The organism is Streptomyces sp. NBC_00442 (assembly GCF_036014195.1).
GTDB lineage: Bacteria > Actinomycetota > Actinomycetes > Streptomycetales > Streptomycetaceae > Streptomyces.
Map to the genome: position 1 here is coordinate 2,218,632 of NZ_CP107918.1, position 18,852 is coordinate 2,237,483.

Annotated in this window: 18 protein-coding genes and 2 tRNA genes; 8 read left to right on the forward strand and 12 right to left on the reverse strand. The window is 70.8% G+C overall.

The window, feature by feature from the left end; translation table 11 throughout:
• Positions 1-102 precede the first annotated feature (102 nt).
• The 4 genes from rsrA to OG432_RS09800 form a co-directional block, all read right to left on the reverse strand.
• Entirely contained in the window at positions 103-417 is a 315-nt protein-coding gene (gene rsrA, locus OG432_RS09785; RefSeq protein ID WP_100575009.1) for a mycothiol system anti-sigma-R factor, read from the reverse strand.
• A complete protein-coding gene (locus OG432_RS09790; RefSeq protein WP_167157084.1) occupies positions 414-1,058 on the reverse strand; it encodes a sigma-70 family RNA polymerase sigma factor in 645 nt (214 codons plus the stop codon). The genes rsrA and OG432_RS09790 overlap by 4 nt, the downstream gene beginning before the upstream one ends.
• A gap of 247 nt (positions 1,059-1,305) precedes the next feature.
• A complete protein-coding gene (locus tag OG432_RS09795; protein ID WP_443058359.1) occupies positions 1,306-1,941 on the reverse strand; it encodes an alpha/beta hydrolase family protein in 636 nt (211 codons plus the stop codon).
• A gap of 123 nt (positions 1,942-2,064) precedes the next feature.
• Positions 2,065-2,880 carry an SOS response-associated peptidase gene (locus OG432_RS09800; RefSeq protein ID WP_328309815.1) on the reverse strand — a complete coding sequence of 272 codons (816 nt, stop codon included), beginning with the start codon at positions 2,878-2,880 and terminating at the stop codon, positions 2,065-2,067.
• Between the two features lie 259 nt (positions 2,881-3,139).
• On the opposite strand from OG432_RS09800, the gene OG432_RS09805 reads away from it, so the two are divergent.
• The 4 genes from OG432_RS09805 (at position 3,140) to OG432_RS09820 (ending at position 6,642) form a co-directional block, all read left to right on the forward strand.
• Entirely contained in the window at positions 3,140-3,841 is a 702-nt protein-coding gene (locus tag OG432_RS09805; protein ID WP_328309817.1) for a M50 family metallopeptidase, read from the forward strand.
• A 26-nt stretch (positions 3,842-3,867) separates the two neighbouring features.
• Positions 3,868-5,193 carry a 3-phosphoshikimate 1-carboxyvinyltransferase gene (gene aroA / locus OG432_RS09810; RefSeq protein WP_328309819.1) on the forward strand — a complete coding sequence of 442 codons (1,326 nt, stop codon included), beginning with the start codon at positions 3,868-3,870 and terminating at the stop codon, positions 5,191-5,193.
• Between the two features lie 15 nt (positions 5,194-5,208).
• Positions 5,209-6,222, forward strand: a complete 1,014-nt coding sequence (rsgA, locus tag OG432_RS09815) for a ribosome small subunit-dependent GTPase A (RefSeq protein WP_328309821.1) — start codon at positions 5,209-5,211, stop codon at positions 6,220-6,222.
• A 96-nt stretch (positions 6,223-6,318) separates the two neighbouring features.
• Positions 6,319-6,642, forward strand: a complete 324-nt coding sequence (locus tag OG432_RS09820) for a DMT family transporter (RefSeq protein ID WP_328309823.1) — start codon at positions 6,319-6,321, stop codon at positions 6,640-6,642.
• Positions 6,643-6,707: 65 nt separating this feature from the next.
• On the opposite strand, the gene OG432_RS09825 is transcribed toward OG432_RS09820, so the two are convergent.
• Positions 6,708-7,340, reverse strand: coding sequence for a TetR/AcrR family transcriptional regulator (locus tag OG432_RS09825; RefSeq protein WP_328309825.1), 633 nt, complete (start codon positions 7,338-7,340; stop codon positions 6,708-6,710).
• A gap of 156 nt (positions 7,341-7,496) precedes the next feature.
• On the opposite strand from OG432_RS09825, the gene hisN reads away from it, so the two are divergent.
• On the forward strand, positions 7,497-8,303 hold the full coding sequence (gene hisN, locus OG432_RS09830; RefSeq protein WP_328309827.1) for a histidinol-phosphatase: 807 nt from the start codon (positions 7,497-7,499) through the stop codon (positions 8,301-8,303).
• 291 nt (positions 8,304-8,594) lie between these two features.
• Positions 8,595-8,993 (forward strand): CBS domain-containing protein, encoded by a 399-nt coding sequence (locus OG432_RS09835; RefSeq protein ID WP_328309829.1) that lies wholly within the window; start codon positions 8,595-8,597, stop codon positions 8,991-8,993.
• Between the two features lie 100 nt (positions 8,994-9,093).
• On the opposite strand, the gene OG432_RS09840 is transcribed toward OG432_RS09835, so the two are convergent.
• Positions 9,094-10,545 (reverse strand): catalase, encoded by a 1,452-nt coding sequence (locus tag OG432_RS09840; protein WP_328309831.1) that lies wholly within the window; start codon positions 10,543-10,545, stop codon positions 9,094-9,096.
• 144 nt (positions 10,546-10,689) lie between these two features.
• Here OG432_RS09840 and OG432_RS09845 point away from each other — a divergent pair, with 144 nt between their 5' ends.
• A complete protein-coding gene (locus OG432_RS09845; protein ID WP_328309832.1) occupies positions 10,690-11,106 on the forward strand; it encodes a Fur family transcriptional regulator in 417 nt (138 codons plus the stop codon).
• Between the two features lie 206 nt (positions 11,107-11,312).
• Here the strand turns inward: OG432_RS09845 and OG432_RS09850 are convergent.
• The 4 genes from OG432_RS09850 to OG432_RS09865 all read right to left on the reverse strand — a co-directional run bounded on the left by OG432_RS09850 (position 11,313) and on the right by OG432_RS09865 (position 16,643).
• Positions 11,313-11,386, reverse strand: a tRNA-Met gene (locus OG432_RS09850).
• 123 nt (positions 11,387-11,509) lie between these two features.
• Entirely contained in the window at positions 11,510-13,342 is a 1,833-nt protein-coding gene (locus tag OG432_RS09855; RefSeq protein WP_328309834.1) for a tetratricopeptide repeat protein, read from the reverse strand.
• Positions 13,343-13,608: 266 nt separating this feature from the next.
• Positions 13,609-13,682: transfer RNA gene (locus tag OG432_RS09860), tRNA-Met, on the reverse strand.
• Positions 13,683-13,769: 87 nt separating this feature from the next.
• Complete coding sequence (locus OG432_RS09865) at positions 13,770-16,643, reverse strand: UPF0182 family membrane protein (protein WP_328315055.1); 2,874 nt, start codon at positions 16,641-16,643, stop codon at positions 13,770-13,772.
• A 135-nt stretch (positions 16,644-16,778) separates the two neighbouring features.
• Here OG432_RS09865 and OG432_RS09870 point away from each other — a divergent pair, with 135 nt between their 5' ends.
• Positions 16,779-17,324: a PPA1309 family protein gene (locus OG432_RS09870; RefSeq protein WP_328309836.1), complete on the forward strand. Its 546-nt coding sequence runs from the start codon at positions 16,779-16,781 to the stop codon at positions 17,322-17,324.
• Between the two features lie 52 nt (positions 17,325-17,376).
• On the opposite strand, the gene OG432_RS09875 is transcribed toward OG432_RS09870, so the two are convergent.
• Together OG432_RS09875 and OG432_RS09880 are read right to left on the reverse strand one after the other, a co-directional pair.
• The gene (locus OG432_RS09875; protein ID WP_328309838.1) at positions 17,377-18,465 is read right to left on the reverse strand and encodes a YlbL family protein; all 1,089 of its coding nucleotides are present in this window, start codon (positions 18,463-18,465) and stop codon (positions 17,377-17,379) included.
• Positions 18,466-18,537: 72 nt separating this feature from the next.
• Positions 18,538-18,759, reverse strand: coding sequence for a hypothetical protein (locus OG432_RS09880; protein ID WP_328309840.1), 222 nt, complete (start codon positions 18,757-18,759; stop codon positions 18,538-18,540).
• Positions 18,760-18,852 lie beyond the last annotated feature (93 nt).

Consider the following 18,852-nt stretch of genomic DNA (forward strand, 5'->3'; position numbering starts at 1 on the left):
GAGCGGCCCCGGCCGATGGCCGGGGCCGCTCCCAACTGTCCTGCCGCGGGCGGCAGTTCATGGTTCCTGATCGTCCGCGTCACAGCGGGCGGACGGCCGGGGTCACTCGGGCCTGAGCGTCGGCACCTCTCCGGTGACGACGTCCTGCTCGGGCACGGCCTGCCCCGAGCGGATCAGGTCGATGCGGCCCATCACCTTGGAGCGCAGGTCGCTCGGCACGTCGTCCGAGCCGCAGCAGCGCTTCACCAGCTTCTTGACGGCCTGTTCGAGGCCGTACTTCTCCAGGCACGGAGAGCACTCCTCGAAGTGCACCTCGAACTTGTCGCAGTCCGTGGGCGGCATCTCGTGGTCGAGGAACTCATACAGATGGTCCAGGACCTCGGAGCAGTCCGTCTCGTGCGGCTCTCCGCAGCTCATGAGCCCGAGCCTTTCGCTTCGTCCGACTCACCGGCACCGGCGGGGACGAGCCCGCGGTCACGGGCGTAGTCCTCCAGCATTCCGCGCAGTTGGCGGCGGCCCCGGTGCAGTCGGGACATCACCGTACCGATGGGTGTACCCATGATGTCCGCGATCTCCTTGTACGCAAAGCCCTCTACGTCCGCGAGATACACGGCGATGCGGAACTCCTCCGGGATGGCCTGCAGGGCGGCCTTCACGTCCGAGTCGGGCAGGTGGTCGAGGGCCTGCGACTCGGCGGAGCGCAGCCCCGTGGACATGTGGGACTCGGCGCGCGCGAGCTGCCAGTCCTCGATCTCCTCGGCGGCGCTGCGCTGCGGCTCGCGCTGCTTCTTGCGGTAGGAGTTGATGAAGGTGTTGGTGAGAATCCGGTAGAGCCAAGCCTTCAGGTTGGTGCCCTCGCGGAACTGGTGGAACGACCCGTACGCCTTGGCGTACGTCTCCTGCACCAGGTCCTCCGCATCGGCCGGGTTGCGCGTCATGCGCAGCGCCGCCGAGTACATCTGGTCGAGGTAGCCCAGGGCGTCCCGCTCGAAGCGCGCGTTGCGCTCGGCGGTGGTCTCTTCCACGTGGCCGTCGTCGGTCCCTGTGACCGGACCCACCTCCTCGAACGGTGTGCTGAGCCCGAAGCCGGACCCACTCGAATCGGAGGATAGACGACGATCCGCTCCGCCCGCCGCTCGAATAGAGCTGGTCCTGGCCGCGGAAAGCACCGTCCACTCCAGGTCGGAGGCGGCCTTGCGGCTCGGGCAGATGGTCGAACCCATGCGACGGACTCCCTCTCCACAGCTGGTCTGCGTATCCCTTACGTGGGCCATAACAGCCGCCCCCCATCCGGCATTCCCGGCGTCAGACGGCGAGCGCGCCGAGCCAGTCACCGGCCGCCGCGGTGATCACGTCCAGTGCGTCCTGCTGGGTGAGGGAGGCCCGTTTGGGGACGGCGAAGCCGTGATCGGCGCCGGGCACCTCCGTCATCCCGTACGGCCCTTCGGGGAATTCGGCGGGCTTGCCGAAGGGGTCGTTGCCGCCCTGCACCACGAGGGTGGGGACGCCCGTGCCGAGGAGCTCCGCCGCCCGGCTCTTCTCCGGCCTGCCCGGCGGGTGCAGCGGGAAGCTGAGGGCGAGGACGGCGGCCGCGCCGAGCTCCGCCGCGGTGCGACAGGCCACCCGCGCGCCGGCGCTGCGGCCGCCCGCGACGACGGGCAGCCCCTTCGCGGCCAGGGCCGGCCACAGGTCGCGCCAGCCGGTGTCCAGGGTCTTGGGGGCCGGGGCCACCTTCTTGCCGGCCACCCGCCAGGGCTGCTCCACCAGGGCGACGCTCACCCCGAGCGGGGGCAGCGCGGCGGCGAGGGCCTGGAGGTCGCGGGCCTCGATGCCGCCGCCCGCGCCGTGGCTCACCGCAAGGACGAGGCGGGCCTTCGCGGCGGGCCGCCAGGTGATGCGCGCCGCACCGGCGCCGGTCTCAACGATCTCGCTGTCGCTCACGGACCCCATCCTGCGTCAGAGCGGAGCCCGCGCCGGGCAGCGGGACGGGGATCGGAGCAGGCGGTTCGGAAGAACTAACGGAAGAACCAAGGGTGCGGAGCAGGGGTTCAGAACAGCGGGGGTTCAGAACAGGGTGCCCTCTTCCGGTCCCTCCAGCTCCTTCAGGAGCTCGGGTCCGTTGTTGCGCACATTGCTGACGGCCGTCGACACCGGGTACGCCCGCATGAGGCCGCCCGGCGGCGGTGCGAGCAGCCCCCGTGCCTCCTCGACGTCCTGGCGGGCCGGGTCGAGCCACGACGACCAGCGGTCCGGCGTCAGCATCAGCGGCATCCGGGGGTGGATGTCGGCGAGGGAGGACGGGCCCTCGGCGGGGGCCACGCCCAGCGGGCCGGTCTCCGCCTCGGTGGTGACCACCGAGCAGGTCACCCACCACGCCGACGGGTGGTCGTCGGGCAGGGTGCGGTCGCGCCAGAACTCGTAGAGACCCGCCATCGCGAACACCGAGCCGTCCGCCGGAGTCACGAAGTACGGCTGCTTGCGCGGCCGCTTCTTCTTCCCCTCGACCTCCAGCTCGCGCTCCTCCGTGCCGGTGACCCATTCGTAGTAGCCGTCGGCGGGGACGATGCAGCGGCGGGACGCGAACGCCTTCTTGAAGGACGGCTTCTCGTGGACGGTCTCGGCGCGCGCGTTGATCATCCGGGCCGCGCCCTCGGGTGACTTCGCCCACGACGGCACGAGGCCCCACTTCAGCTTGCGCAGCTGACGGACCGGGCGGGGCTCGTCCGTGTCCTTGAGGGGGCGTTCGAGGACGACGTAGACCTCCTTGGTGGGGGCCACGTTCCAGTCGGGCTCCACCGTCTCGGCCGGATCCCACTTCTCCACGTCGAAGACTCCGGCGAGATCCTCGGGGCGGCGACTCGCCGCGTACCTGCCGCACATGTCCAGCCTCCCCTTGAGCCGAGTGCACCACCGCGGACCGTGCGGCCACGTCCTGCGCCGGGCCGACGCGATGCCGCGTGTTCGCGGCATCCAGGGTGCCAGACCGCCGCCGCCGGGTGTCGGGCGAGCCCGGCGTTCCGGCGCGGCCGGGGCGCGGAACCTTTCGCACGGCGGCACTCGTCCTACCCGGCACACACCAGCGCAGTGCCCGGTGCCAGACTGCCACGGCGCCCGTACCTCATGAGGAGCCGTCCCCGACATGTCCGCGCTGCAAGACTTCCAGCTCTTCGGCACCCAGAGCCCGCCCGACCAGTGGCTGGTCGTCGTGACGGGCCTGGCCGCGCTCGCCGCGGTCGTGCCGCACGGCCTCTGGCGCCTGTCGCGCAACGCCATCACCATCGCCCACGAGGGCGGCCACGGACTGGTGGCGCTCGTCTCCGGCCGCCGCCTCGACGGCATCCGGCTGCACTCCGACACCAGCGGCCTCACTGTGAGCCGGGGCAAGCCCTACGGCCTGGGGATGATCCTCACCGCCGCCGCCGGCTACACCGCGCCGCCGCTCCTCGGCCTCGGCGGCGCCTGGCTGCTCGCCGCCCACCACGTCACGCTCTTCCTCTGGCTCGCCACGGCCCTGCTGCTCGCCATGCTGGTGATGATCCGCAACGCGTACGGCGTCCTGACCGTGGTGATCACCGGTGCCGCGTTCCTGCTGATCTCCTGGCTGACCGGCCCCGACGTGCAGTCGGCGTTCGCGTACACGGCCGTGTGGTTCCTGCTGCTGGGCGGCGTGCGCCCCGCCTTCGAGCTCCAGCGAAAGCGCCGTCGGCACAACGACGGCGACTCGGACGCCGACCAGCTCGCCCGGCTCACCCACGTACCACCGGCGCTCTGGCTCTTCCTCTTCCACGCGGTTTCTGTCTGTTCCCTGATCGGCGGCGGCCGCTGGCTGCTCGGTGTCTAGCGCATGGCCCCACTAAAGTAAGGACCATGACCGAAACGCCCGTGCACCACGCCCTCTGGCCCGCCCCTCTCGCGAGCAAAGCCGTCGACGCGACGGTCACCGTGCCCGGATCGAAATCGGTCACCAATCGCGGTCTCGTCCTGGCCGCGCTTGCCGCCGAGCCCGGCTGGCTGCGCCGCCCCCTCCGCTCCCGCGACACCCTCCTGATGGCGGAGGCCCTGCGCACCCTGGGCGTCGGCATCGAGGAGGGCGTGGGCCCCGACGGCTCGGGCGAGGCCTGGCGCGTGATCCCGGCCGGCCTGCACGGACCGGCCACGATCGACGTCGGCAACGCCGGCACGGTCATGCGCTTCCTGCCCCCCGTCGCCGCCCTCGCCGACGGCCCCGTCCGCTTCGACGGCGACCCGCGTTCCTACGAGCGCCCGCTCGGCGGCGTGATCGACGGGCTGCGCGCGCTCGGGGCCCGCATCGACGACGACAACCGCGGCGCGCTCCCCCTGACCGTGCACGGCGCGGGCGCCCTCGAAGGCGGCCGGGTGGAGATCGACGCCTCGTCCAGCTCCCAGTTCGTGTCGTCCCTGCTGCTCTCCGCGCCGCGCTTCAACCAGGGAGTGGAGGTCCGCCACGTGGGCTCCGCCCTGCCGTCGATGCCGCACATCCGGATGACGGTCGACATGCTGCGCTGCGTCGGCGCCCAGGTCGACGAGCCGGAGACGGGCGGCGAGCCCAACGTGTGGCGCGTCACCCACTCCGCGCTGCTCGGCCGCGACCTGACCGTCGAGCCCGACCTCTCCAACGCCCAGCCGTTCCTGGCCGCCGCACTCATCACCGGCGGCACCGTCGTGATCCCCGACTGGCCGGTGCGCACCACCCAGCCCGGCGACCAGTTGCGCGAGATCTTCACGGACATGGGCGGCAGCTGCCAACTCACCGACCGCGGGCTCGTGTTCGAGGGCTCCGGCCGCATCCACGGCATCGACGTGGACCTGAGCGAGGTGGGCGAGCTGACCCCGGGCATCGCGGCCGTCGCGGCGCTCGCCGACTCGCCCTCCACGCTGCGCGGCGTCGCGCATCTGCGACTGCACGAGACGGACCGCCTGGCCGCGCTCACCAAGGAGATCAACGAGCTCGGCGGCGATGTGACGGAGACGGAGGACGGGCTGCACATCCGCCCGCGCCCGCTGCACGGCGGCGTCTTCCACACCTACGACGACCACCGGATGGCGACGGCCGGCGCGATCATCGGCCTCGCGGTCGACGGCGTGCAGATCGAGAACGTGGCGACGACGGCCAAGACGCTGCCCGACTTCCCCGACATGTGGAGTTCCATGCTGGCGGGGCCGAGAAGCTGATCGGGGCCTGAGACCATGCGCCGCTACGGCAAGAACCCGGACGAGGACGACATCCGCGTCCGCCCCAACCCCAAGGGCAACCGCCCCCGCACCAGCATCCGCCCCAAGCACGAGGACGCGGCCGAGGGCATGGTCCTCACCGTGGACCGCGGCCGGCTGACCTGCCTGGTCGGGGAGCGCACCATCCACGCCATGAAGGCCCGCGAACTGGGCCGCAAGGCGGCGGTGGTCGGCGACCGGGTCGACATCGTGGGCGACCTCACCGGAAACAAGGACACGCTCGCGCGGATCGTACGGATCGGCAAGCGCACCTCGGTCCTGCGGCGCACGGCCGACGACGACGACCCGTTCGAGCGCGTGGTGGTCGCCAACGCCGACCAGCTCGCCATCGTCACCGCGCTCGCCGACCCCGAGCCGCGCCCGCGCCTCATCGACCGCTGTCTGGTGGCCGCGTACGACGGCGGCCTCACACCGCTCCTGGTCCTGACCAAGTCGGACCTGGCGCCGGCCGACGAACTCCTGGAGATGTACGGCGCGCTGGGCGTCCCCCATGTGGTCACCTCGCGCGAGGAGCTGTACGAGGGCGACGGGGCGGACCGGGTGCGCGAGCAACTGCACGGCCGGATCACGGCGTTCGTGGGCCACTCGGGCGTCGGCAAGACGACCCTGGTCAACGCGCTGGTACCGGAGGCGCAGCGACGCGTCACCGGCCACGTCAACGCCGTCACCGGGCGCGGCCGCCACACCACCACGTCGGCGCTCGCGCTGCCCCTGGACAGCGTGGACGGCGGCTGGGTCGTCGACACCCCGGGCGTGCGGTCCTTCGGCCTGCACCACGTCGACCCGTCGCGGGTGATCCTCGCCTTCCCCGATCTCGTACCGGGCACCGAGAACTGTCCGCGCGCGTGCAGCCACGACGAGGCGGAGTGCGCGCTGGACCAGTGGGTGGCGGACGGGCACGCGGATCCGGCCCGGCTGTACTCGTTGCGCCGTCTGCTCGCGACACGGGAGCGACGCGAGGGGGACTGACCGTGTCCACGGGCGGGTACGCGCCGTGCATTGCATAATCGCACCAGGTGTTGACCATGCAGTCAGCGACGAGACGCGTTGCGGGAGGCCCAGGACATGGCGTGGCTGCTGGTCGTGGTGGCGGGGATCCTCGAAACGGGGTTCGCCGTCTGCTTGAAGCTGTCGCACGGTTTCACCCGGCTGTGGCCGACGATCGCGTTCGCCTCGTTCGCGCTCGGCTCCTTCGGGCTGCTGACGCTGTCGCTGCGCAAGCTCGACGTGGGGCCCGCGTACGCGGTGTGGACGGGCATCGGGGCCGCGGGGACCGCCATCTACGGCATGGTCTTCCTCGGTGACGTGGTCTCGACCCTGAAGCTGGTGTCGATCTCGCTGGTCATCGTGGGTGTGATCGGGTTGCAGATCTCGGGCTCGGCGCACTGATCCGTGCCCTGGGGTCCGCTGAAGGAACGTCACGTCGGGCGCCGCGTCAGGCCCCCGCTCCCGCGTCACCCGTCGAGTCGCTGTCCCAGCGCGCGTCCGGGCGGTCCGGCGAGCACCGCGCGCAGGTACCCGGCGTGGCCCTCGGCCCGCACGGCCGGCGCCACCGCGAAGGACAGGCCGAGCCGCACCGCCGTCTCGCAGTAGCGGCCGAGCTCCACCGGGTCGGTGCCCGGCATCTGCGGCCCGATGGCAACGAGCGCCCTGTCCCGTACGGCGGCGACCAGGTCGGCCGGGTCCGGCACACCCGCGTCGGCCCGGCGCTGGGCGGGCACGGCGGAGACGGAGGGCGCGGTCCGGGCCGAGGGCGCGGGGAGCCGCTCGCTCCAGCCGCCCGTGAGCAGGGCCCGCACCAGGGCGCTGGAGCGGGCCGAGACGAGCGTCCACTCCGCCACGCGGACCATGCGTTCGGCGGGCCCGGCGGGCTCGGCGAGCGCTCTGTCGACGCCGCGCAGATAAACATCGGCCTCCCTGCGCACCAGCGCGCGGGCGAGGCCCTCCTTGCTGCCGAACTCGTTGTAGAGGGTCTGTCGTGAGACCCCGGCGCGGGACGCCACGTCCACCATGCGCACCCCCGGCCAGGGCAGTCCTGCGAGCGCCGAGAGAGCGGCGTCCAGTAGGGATTCCCGCGCTGTGGGCATCGCCGCCTCCCGGCCCCCCGACCGCGTGCGGGCGGCTCCGCGTTCAGGGTTGACGCGCGCGCGAGGAGTGTCAAGGGGCGCTGGGGGCGGTCGTGGGGGCGTCCCGGAGTGCGGGCGCCGTGGCCCGCACCGCGGGCGGTCGCTACGGTGGTGGCCATGCCCGACTATCACGATGATCTGCGCCTCGCCCACGTCCTCGCGGACGCCGCCGACGCGGCCACCATGGACCGGTTCAAGGCGCTCGACCTGGTGGTCGAGACCAAGCCCGACATGACGCCGGTGAGCGAGGCCGACAAGGCGGCCGAGGAGGTCATCCGGGGGCATCTGCAACGGGCGCGGCCGCGTGACGCGATCCTCGGCGAGGAGTACGGCCTGGAGGGAACGGGCCCGCGGCGCTGGGTGGTCGACCCGATCGACGGCACCAAGAACTATGTACGCGGCGTGCCGGTGTGGGCGACCCTGATCTCGCTGATGGAGGCCGGCGAGAACGGCTTCCAGCCGGTGGTCGGCGTCGTGTCGGCGCCCGCCCTGAACCGGCGCTGGTGGGCGGCGAAGGGCCATGGCGCGTTCACCGGACGCAGCCTGACCTCGGCGAGCCGCCTGAAGGTCTCCAGCGTCTCCGAGCTGGCCGACGCCTCGTTCTCGTACTCCTCGCTGAGCGGCTGGGAGGAGCGGGGCAAGCTCGACGACTTCCTCGACCTGACCCGGGAGTGCTGGCGCACCCGGGCGTACGGCGACTTCTGGCCGTACATGATGGTCGCCGAGGGCTCGGTGGACTTCTGCGCGGAGCCCGAGCTGTCGATGTGGGACATGGCGGCCAATGTGATCGTGGTGCAGGAGGCCGGGGGCGTCTTCACCGGCCTCGACGGTCGGGCCGGCCCGCACAGCGGCAACGCGGCGGCGTCCAACGGCCTGCTCCACGAGGAGCTGCTCGGCTACCTGGGCGACGCGCCGCAGTCCTGACGGAGGACGGCACGGGAGCGGCCGTGGGTGGAGCGGCCGTGGGTGGAGCGGCTGTGGGTGGAGCCGACGGAAGCCGTCGGGAGCGGGCGGGCGCGTGTCACGGCTGAGGTCCCGGAGGGGCGTGAGTCGTACTTTTACGCGCCCCTCAACTGACCTCTACTCAGCCCTTGTTGACGGCCGGTCGTGATGCGACTCTAGGAGTTCCCCCACTTGTGAACGTGTGAATTCCTTTCGGAGCGGGCTCCGTTCGCCGCGCCGGAAGTCGAATCCACCCAGGAGGTGGCTCCTTTCATGCTCGTCCGTGACGCCATGAGCACGATGGTCCTCACCATCGGTCCCGCCCACTCTCTCCGCCAGGCGGCCCGCCTGATGTCCGCGCGCCGGGTCGGCGCGGCCATCGTCCTCGACCCCGACACCAGCGGCCTCGGCATCCTCACCGAACGCGACATCCTCAACTCCGTCGGTCTGGGGCAGGACCCCGACCACGAGACGGCCGGCACGCACACCACCACCGACGTCGTCTTCGCGGCGCCGGCCTGGACGCTGATCGAGGCGGCCGAGGCCATGACGCACGGCGGTTTCCGTCATCTCATCGTCCTCGACGGTCACGGCCCGGTCGGCATCGTCTCGGTCCGCGACATCATCCGCTGCTGGGCCCCGGCACGCCGCGAGAGCGCGCTGACCGGCTGAGACCCCTCCACTCGGCCCAGGCAGCGCGCCGGCGTACGCCAGAAGGCCGGACCCCCAAGGGAATCCGGCCTTCTGTTCACCCTCGGCAGGCGAGCGCGAATCAGCCGCGAAGGGCCTGGACCGCGGCTTCGAGCCGCTTGCCGAAGTCGGCGTCCGCCTGGCGGAAGTTGTTGATCGCGCGCTCGGCGATGTCGTCGCGCGACACCTTGGCGATGAATCCGGCCAGGTTGTCGATCAGCCGGGCCTTCTCGTCCTCGGAGTAGAGCCGGTAGAGGTTTCCGGCCTGCACGAAGTCGTTGTCCTCGGCGTGCACCGGCGCGACCGTACTGCCGGTGACACCGGTGACCTGGCTGCCCTGCCACAGCGGGCGGTCGGTCTGGAAGGGGCCGCCGAAGCTGTTGGGCTCGTAGTTCTTCGCGCCCTTGTGGCGGCCGTCGTACAGGTGGCCGTCACGGGAGTTGGTGCGCGCCTCGGTGGCGTGCGGGCGGTTCACCGGCAGGTGGTCGGCGTTGATGCCGACGCGGTAGCGGTGGGCGTCTCCGTAGGCGAAGAGCCGGCCCTGGAGCATCTTGTCCGGCGAGGGGCCGATGCCGGGCACGAAGTGCGCGGGGCTGAAGACCGACTGCTCGACCTCGGCGAAGATGTTCTCCGGGTTGCGGTTGAGCTCCAGCTTGCCGATCTCGATCAGCGGATAGTCCGCGTGCGGCCACACCTTGGTGAGGTCGAACGGGTTGAAGCGGTACGTCGCCGCGTCCGCCTCCGGCATGATCTGCACCTGCACGGTCCACGACGGGAAGTCCCCGCGTTCGATGGCCTCGCGCAGATCGCGCTGGTGGCTGTCCGGGTCCTCGCCGGCGAGCTTGTTGGCCTCGTCCTGGGTGAGGTTCTTGATCCCCTGGTCGGTCTTGAAGTGGTACTTGACCCAGAAGACCTCGCCGGCCTCGTTGGTCCACTGGAACGTGTGCGAGCCGAAGCCGTTCATGTGCCGCAGCGTCGCCGGGATGCCGCGGTCGCCGAAGAGCCACGTCACCTGGTGGGTGCTCTCGGGGCTCAGGCCCCAGAAGTCCCACACGTTGTCGGCTTCCTGGCTGCCCGTGTACGGGTCGCGCTTCTGCGTGTGGATGAAGTCGGGGAACTTGATGGCGTCCTTGATGAAGAAGACGGGCGTGTTGTTGCCGACCAGGTCGTAGTTCCCCTCCTCCGTGTAGAACTTCAGCGCGAAGCCGCGGGGATCGCGCACGGCGTCGGCCGAGCCGAGGTTGCCGGCCACGGTGGAGAAACGCAGGAAGGTCTCGGTCTGCTTGCCGACCTCGGAGAGGAACGCGGCGCGCGTCCACTGCGATACGTCACGGGTGACGGTGAAGGTGCCGTACGCACCGGCGCCACGGGCGTGCACGATGCGCTCCGGGATGCGCTCGCGGTTGAAGTGGGCGAGCTTCTCCAGAAGCGACTGGTCCTGGATCAGGACCGGGCCGCCGACGCCCGCGGTCGCGCTGTTCTGGTTGTCGGCGACCGGCGCTCCGGCCTCCGTCGTAAGCGGTCCCTGTGTCACGTGCGCCTCCTGCGTCATGTCCTGCGTGTCCTGTCCCTCGGGTCTACCGGAATCGATCCTACAATGGACATTGTCTAAGTCAAACAATGATCCAAACCCACACCTGTTCGGAACTGGGCCTCTCCCCCTGTTAGGCTGGTGTCCATGAGTGACCTGTTGGAGCGATTGCGTGGCCGCGGCTGGCGGATGACCGCACAGCGGCGCGTCGTGGCCGAGGTCCTGAACGGCGACCACGTCCACCTGACGGCCGACGAAGTGCACGCGCGCGCGGTGAAGCGACTGCCCGAGATCTCCCGGGCCACGGTCTACAACACGCTGGGCGAGCTGGTGACGCTCGGCGAGATCCTCGAGGTCTCCACCGACCGCCGCGCCAAGCGCTACGACCCGAACGCGCACCGCCCCCACCAGCACCTGGTGTGCGCCCAGTGCGGCGCGATCCGCGACGTCCACCCGCAGGGCAACCCGCTGGCGGACCTTCCCGACAGCGAGCGCTTCGGCTTCACGATCGCGGCGGTCGAGGTCACCTACCGCGGCACCTGCCCCAACTGCGCCGCGGCCTGACCGCGAGGGACCGGAACGGACCAGAACACAGGAGAAGCCCTCCGGCCGTCGGCCGGAGGGCTTCTTTCCTGTGCCCCCCGGCGCCCGTCGCCCCGCACCCGCGACGCGCCCACACACGACGGGGCGGCACACGACGGAGAGCACACGATGGGGCGGCACACGACTGAGGCCCGAATCCTCAAAGGATTCGGGCCTCAGTCTGCAAGTAGCGGGGACAGGATTTGAACCTGCGACCTCTGGGTTATGAGCCCAGCGAGCTACCGAGCTGCTCCACCCCGCGTCGGTGAACCCAACCTTACGGGACGGCACCGACCAGCGCAAATCTGTTCCCCTGGGGCCGGCGGAGATCCCAGGGAGAGCCGGAGAGAGTCCGCCGAGGGTGCGTCCATCGGCCGGGCAATCGCTAGGCCGTGAGCTCCTGGTGCAGTGCCTCGCGCAGCCGCGCCGCACGCTCAGCGACCTCCGCGGGACCGAGCTCGACCGCCCTCGCGCACCACCGCTGCCCCTCGGTCAGCTCGCCGTGGCGGGCGGCGAGCAGGGCGAGGCGCAGCGCCGCCCTGCCGTGTCCGGCGTGGGCGGCGCGGGTCCACCACAGGGCCGCCTCGCGCTCGCGGCCCTCGCGGGCGAGCAGAAGCCCGAGGTTGAACGCGCCGTTGCGGCTGCCCGCCTCGGCCGCCTCCCCGTACCAGCGCGCGGCCGCCTCCAGGTCTCCCCTCGCAGCGGCCAGCATGCCGACCCGCACCTGGGCGCGGCGGTGCCCCTGCTGCGCGGCGCGCTCGTACCACTCCTCGCACTCGGTCTTCTCGGCCATCGGCTCGCCGAGCGCGGGCGGGCCGGGCGGCGGCTGGCGCGCGTCGAGGACGGTGGCGAGCCGGAAGGCGGCCTCGGCGCTGCCGCCGCCCGCCGCGCACCGCAGATGCCGCTCGGCGGCCTGCTCCTCCCCGTCCCGCAGCAGTGCGATGCCGACCTGGAGGGCGGCGTCGGTGTGCCCGGCGGCCGCGGCACGCTCGTACCACTTCAGGGCCGTGCGGTCGTCGTCGCGGCCCGCGAAGAGGATGCCGAGGTTGAAGGCGGCGTCCACACTGCCGGCCTCGGCCGCCTTGGAGAACCAGGGCTCCGCGCCGGTCGCGTCGCCGGCCTGGAGCAGCAGGATCGCGAGCGCGTTGGCGGCCTCCCGGTGCCCGCTGTAGGCGGCCCTGCGGTACCACTGCTCGGCCTGGGCCGTGCGGTTCTGGGCGGCGCAGAGCAGCCCCAGGTTGTACGCCCCGTTGACATCGCCCGCGGTCATGGCGGCCCGGTACCACCGCTCGGCGGTCTGCTGCTCCCCGCGGGCGGCGTGCAGCGCGCCGAGCGCGTTGGCGGCGTTGCCGTCGCCGTCCTGGGCGGCGCGCAGCCACCACACGGCGGCGCTCTCCTCGTCGCCCGCGTCGCGCAGCAGGAAGCCGAGCGCGCAGGCGGCCTTCGCCTCGCCGTCCTTGGCGGAGGTCAGGTACCAGCGGCCCGCTTCCTTCAGCTCGCCGCGCTTCTCCAGGATCGCGCCGAGGTGCAGGGCGGCGCGGCGGTGTCCGCGCGCGGCGGCCTGCCGGTACCAGGGCTCGGCCTCGTCACCGGCGCTCTCGCCCTCCGGCGCCGGGGCGACAGCGATGTCACCGGGCCCCTCGCCGGCCGGTTCGGCCTCGCCGCGCCGGTCGATGAGCCGCGCCAGGCGGTACGCGGCCTCGCGGTGCCCCTGCTCGGCCGCGGCGCGCAGCCAGCGCTCGGCGCCCACGTCGCTGCGGTGCTCCAGGAGGTCGGCGAGCGCGTACGCGCCGAGCGCGTGGCCCTGCTCCGCGGACTGGCGCAGCCAGTATTCGGCGGCCGGCTCGTCGCCCCGCTCGCGGTAGTGGCGGCCGAGCGCGTGCGCCGCCGCGGCGGATCCCGCGACGGCGGCGATGCGCCACCAGCCGGCCGCCTCGTCCGTATAGCCGCGCTGGTGGAGCAGGACGCCCAGGTTGTTGGCCGCGGCCCGGTCGCCCTCGGCGGTGGCGCCGCGCAGATAGGGCTCGGCGCTGTCGAGGTCGCCGCGGCGCAGCAGCAGGGAGCCGAGGACGCTCATGGACTCGGCATCGCCGCCGTCGGCCGCACGCCGGTGCCGCGCCTCGGTCTCGGCGTCAGCGGTGTCAGCATCCTCATCGGAGCGTGTCTGCACAAACCGCCCTGTTTCCAACAGAGTTGCCCTGTCCCCCATAAATACCATCGTCGCACCACCCGCAACCGGCGTACACCTGGTATACCGCAGCTCGTGAGGTCACTTCAGCGTTTTGTCGACATGCCCACAGAGAGACACACCAAACCCCGTGTACCCCAACTCCCCCCGACAAGACAAGATTTCACGCCATCGGGTTCCAGCCACCGGTTGTCGGACGCCGAACAACGAACAAACGTCGGACTTCCTGGGCGGCACGGGGCCCGGACGCGACGAGGGCCCGGATCCTTGAAAGGATCCGGGCCCTCGTCAGTGAGTAGCGGGGACAGGATTTGAACCTGCGACCTCTGGGTTATGAGCCCAGCGAGCTACCGAGCTGCTCCACCCCGCGTCGGTAAACACCACGCTACCACGGGGGCGGGGCCGCTCCCGACCGGAGCCGACCTCGTCTGCGCAGGTCAGCTCCGGTCCGGCCGGGTCAGCTCGCGGGCTTGGCCGCGTCGGCCGCCTTCTGCAGGGCGTCCTGGAGCGCCTTCTGGCTGTCGCCGTAGGCCTTCCAGTCGCCCTTGGCGAGCGCCTTCTGGCCGTCCTCGTACGCCTTCTGGGCGTCCTGGATGGCCTGGTCGACCGTGGCGTTGCCGGTGGGCGGTGGCGTGGTCGGCGGGTTCGTCGTCGGCGGGGTGGTCGTGGACGGTGGTGTCGCCCCGTCCGCCCCGAAGACCGCGTTCAGCGCGTCCGCCAGGTTGTTCTTGAAGTAGGTGTTGTCCCCGTAGGAGACGCCGACCTTCTTCAGGAGCGGATAGTTGGCGCTGCCGCCGCGCGCGTACACCGGCTCGATGTAGAGGAAGCCCCCGCCGAGCGGCACCGTCAGCAGGTTGCCGTAGTCGATCTCGGAGTCGGTGCCTCTCAGGTTCCGTACGAACTCGGCGACTTCCGGCGAGCCGTTCAGCTTGCTCTGCACCTGTTGCGGGCCCTGCACGTTGTCCGTGACCCGCAGCAGTCTGATCTTGCCGTAGTCCGGGCTCGCGGCATCGGCGTCTACCGCCATGAACCCGCCCAGGTTGGGCCGGCCGTTGGGCGTGAACGTCGTCGTCAGCGAGAACTTCGCGCCCTCCTTCTCGGCGCCCGGCACCTTCAGGGACAGGTAGTACGGCGGAACCGCGCTGTTGTCCTTGTTGGTCGGGTCGTCCGGCACCTGCCAGGCGTCACTGCCGCTGTAGAACTGCGCGGGGCTGGTGACGTGGTAGCGGGTGAGCAGCTCGCGCTGGACCTTGAACATGTCCTGCGGGTACCGCAGGTGGGCGAGCAGGTCCTTCGGGATCGACGCCTTGGTTTTCACCGTGCCGGGGAACGCCTTCATCCACGTCTTGAGGACGGGGTCCTTGTCGTCCCACTGGTACAGCGTGACCGTGCCGTCGTACGCGTCGACGGTCGCCTTCACCGAGTTGCGGATGTAGTTGACCTGGTTCTGCTGGGCCACCACCGCGCGCTGTTTGTCGGTCAGCGAGTCCGTGGTGGTCTCGCCGAGCGTGGTGCGCGAGGCGTAGGGATAGCCGTTGGTCGTCGTGTACGCGTCGACGACCCACTGGATGCGCTTGCCGACGACCGCCGGGTAGGCGTCGCCGTCGATGGTCAGCCAGGGGGCGACCGCCTCGACGCGCTCCTTCGGCGTGCGGTTGTAGAGGATCTTCGATCCCTTGCCGATGGCACCCGAGTACAGGATCTGCGGCTCGTTGAGGGTGACGGCGTACGCGGCCCGGTTGAAGGGGTTGGACAGGCTCACGCCGCCCTTGCCCTTGAAGCTCGTGGTGACCTGGGCCTTGCCGTCGCTCTCGTAGTCGAGCTCCTTCTGGGGCCCGCCGACGATCGAGTACTGGTCGGTCTTCTCGCCGTAGTAGACGCGCTGCTCGTAGTCCGAGGGGAGCTGGCCGGTGGTGGGCAGCCCCGACTCGGTGAAGTCCGGCGCGCCGTTGGCGTCCACGCTGGTGCCCTTGGCCGCGATCGCGCCGAAGCCGTGGGTGTAGGTGAAGTGGTCGTTGATCCAGTTGCGCTTGTCGATGCCCTTGAGGTCGAGCTCGCGCAGACCGATGACGGTGTCCTGCTCCTTGCCGTCCTTGTCCTGGTAGCGGTCCACGTCGAGGGTCGAGGGGAACTGGTAGTACTTGCGCTCCTGCTGGAGCTGCTGGAACGCGGGCGAGACGACGTTGGGGTCGATGATGCGGTAGCTGGCCGCCGAGTCTGCGTCCGCGCGGAGCTTCGCGTTGTCCTTGGTGTCGGCCGTGCCCTTGTAGTTGGTCACGGCCGCGTCGTCGATGCCGTACGCCTTGCGGGTGGCGTCGATGTTCTTCTGGATGTACGGCGCTTCCTTGGCCTGCTCGTTGGGCTGGACCTGGAACTTCTGCACGATCGCCGGGTAGAGCCCGCCGATCAGGATCGCCGAGAGCACCATCAGGCCGAAGCCGATGACGGGCAACTGCCAGGTGCGGCGCCACAGCGTCGCGAAGAACAGCACGGCGCAGATGACCGCGATGCAGAACAGGATCGTCTTGGCCGGCAGATACGCGTTGGCGTCGACGTAGCGAAGGCCCGTCCAGTTGTTGGTCGCCTTGAAGTCGCTGGACTTCACCGCCAGGCCGTACCGGTCGAGCCAGTACGCCACGGCCTTCAGGACCACGAAGACGCCGAGCAGCACCGAGAGGTGTCCGGTGGCGGCTCCCGTGGCGCGCGCGCCGGGGCTCGTGATGCGCAGCCCGCCGTACAGGTAGTGCGTGAGCGCGGCGGCGATGAGCGAGAGGACGGCCGCGGCGAAGCCGAAGCCGAGCAGGAAGCGGTACCAGGGCAGGTCGAAGGCGTAGAACGACACGTCCAGCTTGAACTGCGGGTCCTTCTGGCCGAACGGCACCCCGTTGACCCACATCAGCCAGGTGCGCCACTGGCCGGAGGCGGAGGCGCCGGCGATGAGGCCGATGAGCGCGGTGATCCCGAGCAGCATCCACTTCTTGTACGGCGCGATGCCCATCCGGTAGCGGTCGAGGCTCTGCTGCTCCAGGGACATCGCGCTGAGCGGCGGCCTGAGCCGGTGCGCCAGCCAGATGTTGAGGCCGACGGCGAGGGCCATCAGGAGCCCGAACACGAGGAAGAGTCCGACCTTCGTCCACAGCTGGGTGGTGAAGACCGACGAGTAGTGGACCGAGCGGTACCACAGCCAGTCGGTCCAGAACCCCGCGAACATGACGAAGGCCATGGCGAGCACGGCCAGAATGCCCAGTGTCATCAGCAGGGTCCGGACCCGGCGGGACGGCCGGCCGACTCTGATCCGTGGCCCGGACGGGCCTGAGCCGCGGTCCGGCATCTGGAAAGCCAAGGTGCGCACCTCGAAGTTCGCTGTCGTATGGGCGGGCCCAGCGATCGTAGAGCCCACTCATGCAACTTACTGAGGCTTTACTCAGTTCCCGATCGGGGGGTGAAAGAGGGCAGGATGTTGTCCATGTCCAACGTTTCTCCCTCAGGCCCCCCGATGGCCGCGAGCCCGCTCACCCGCGCGGTGCTCGAAATCGACGAGTACGCATCCGGTCTCGGCTGGGACAAGCCGGCCCGGCTCTTCGCCCTCGTCGACACCGCCAAGCTCCGTGCCCAGGCCCCGAACCTGGTCTCCGCCGACGACGACGCGCCGGTCTCCGGGCTGACCCCGATCGAGCAGGAGGAGATTCCGCGCAACAAGCCGCTGGACAAATTCCTCGGCACCATCGAGTGGCCCGACACGGTCGCCGGCTGCGCGCTCACGGTCGAGCGCCTGATGCTGCCGCCGTCCGCCGAGACGTCCGTGCCGGAAGGGCTCAGCGACAAGGAGCTCGCCACGTGGGTGGCCGCCCACCCCGACCGCCAGGAGGTGCGGATGACGGTGGCGGTCCTGCGCGGCGGTGCCCGCGAGTCGGCGATCCGGCTGCGCGAGAAGGACTCCGCCACGGAGGTCCTGACCGGCCCCGACCTGGTGCCGGGCCTCGCCGAGGCGCTGGCCGCGACCTTCGCCTAGGCCGGACAGAAGGACGGGCGGGGCGCGGGCGGGGGCGCGGGCGCGGGCGGCGTCAGTTGGCCGAGCAGCTCGGCAGGCCGGCCGTGTCCCCCGTACGGATCTTGTCGAGCGCCTGCCGGGCGTCGTGAATGGTGTCGACCTTCACCAGGGTGAGGCCCGAGGGGATGTCGCTCGCGGCGGCCGCACAGTTGTCCTTGGGCGTCAGGAAGTAGCGGGCGCCCGCCTGGCGGGCGCCGATCAGCTTCATCTCGATGCCGCCGATCGGGCCGACCGCGCCGGTGTCGTCGATCGTGCCGGTGCCGGCGACGAACTTTCCGCCGGTCAGGTCCTCGGGCGTCAGCTTGTCGACGATGCCGAGCGAGAACATCAGGCCGGCGCTGGGTCCGCCGACGTCGGCGAGCTTGATGTCGACCGTGAACGGGAACGCGTGGTCGCTCCCGGCCTGGATGCCGACGATGGCGCGGTCGCTGTCCGGTGCCTTCTCCGTGGTGATGGTGATCTTCTCGCCGCCCTCGGGCGCCTTGCCCGCCTTCTTGGCGGTCTCGGCCTCCTTGGCGGGCGCGATCGTGAAGACGACGTTCTGGCCGGGCTTGTGCTTGGTGACGAGCGTCGCGACATCGGCCGCCTTGGTGACCTTGGTGCCGTCGACGGCCTGGATGGCGTCACCGGCGTGCAGCTTGCCCTCGGCGGGGCTGCCCTTGACCACGGAGGAGACGACGACCCAGCTCTTCACCGGGATCTTCAGCTCGTTCAGGGCCGCCACCTTGGCGCTCTCCTGCGACTGGCTGAACTCCTCGGCGTTCTCCTGGTTCGACTGCTCGTCGGTCTTGCCGTCCGGGTAGAGCGTGTCGTGCGGGACGACCACGTTGTCGTGTGCCAGCCAGCCGTAGACCGCCTCGAAGAGGTTCATCCGGTAGTCCGCACCGGTGACCCTGACCGTCGTCATGTTGAGGTGCCCGGTCGTCGGGTACGTCTGGTGGCCGGAGATCTGGAGCACCGGCTCGCCGCCGGCGTCGCCGAGCGTGTTCACGGTGGGCCCGGGAGACATCTCCGCGTACGGCACTTTGATGAGTACCCCGGCGCAGAGCAGCGCGATCAGCACGAGGGTGGAGGCGAGCATCGTCGCGGTGCGGCGTGGCATGGAACGACAGTACGGGACCGTCCTGTGCGCCCACCCCTGGGGCCGGTCCGTACGGGGCCCTCGCAGGGCCTGCTACGAACGGACGGCGGTGTGTTGCGCGGGGGCGCACTCGGGGGGCGTCGCCGTGTCGGCGTCGGCTCCCACGTGGGACCGCTCCATCGCTTCACGGAACCGGCTGTAGCCGGCGAGTTCGGACACATCTCCGCTGGTGCGGTTACGGGCTGCCCAACGCGCCCATATCGCCGCACCGACAGCAGCGAAAAGCGGAATCAGCAGCCATGCGAGTGCAGCCATTCCGTCCTCCCGTCCCCTCATAGGCGACCGCAAACCGGCAGACCGCGAACCGACAGATCAGCGGACTGGTCATCCGCCGGTTCAACGCTCGTG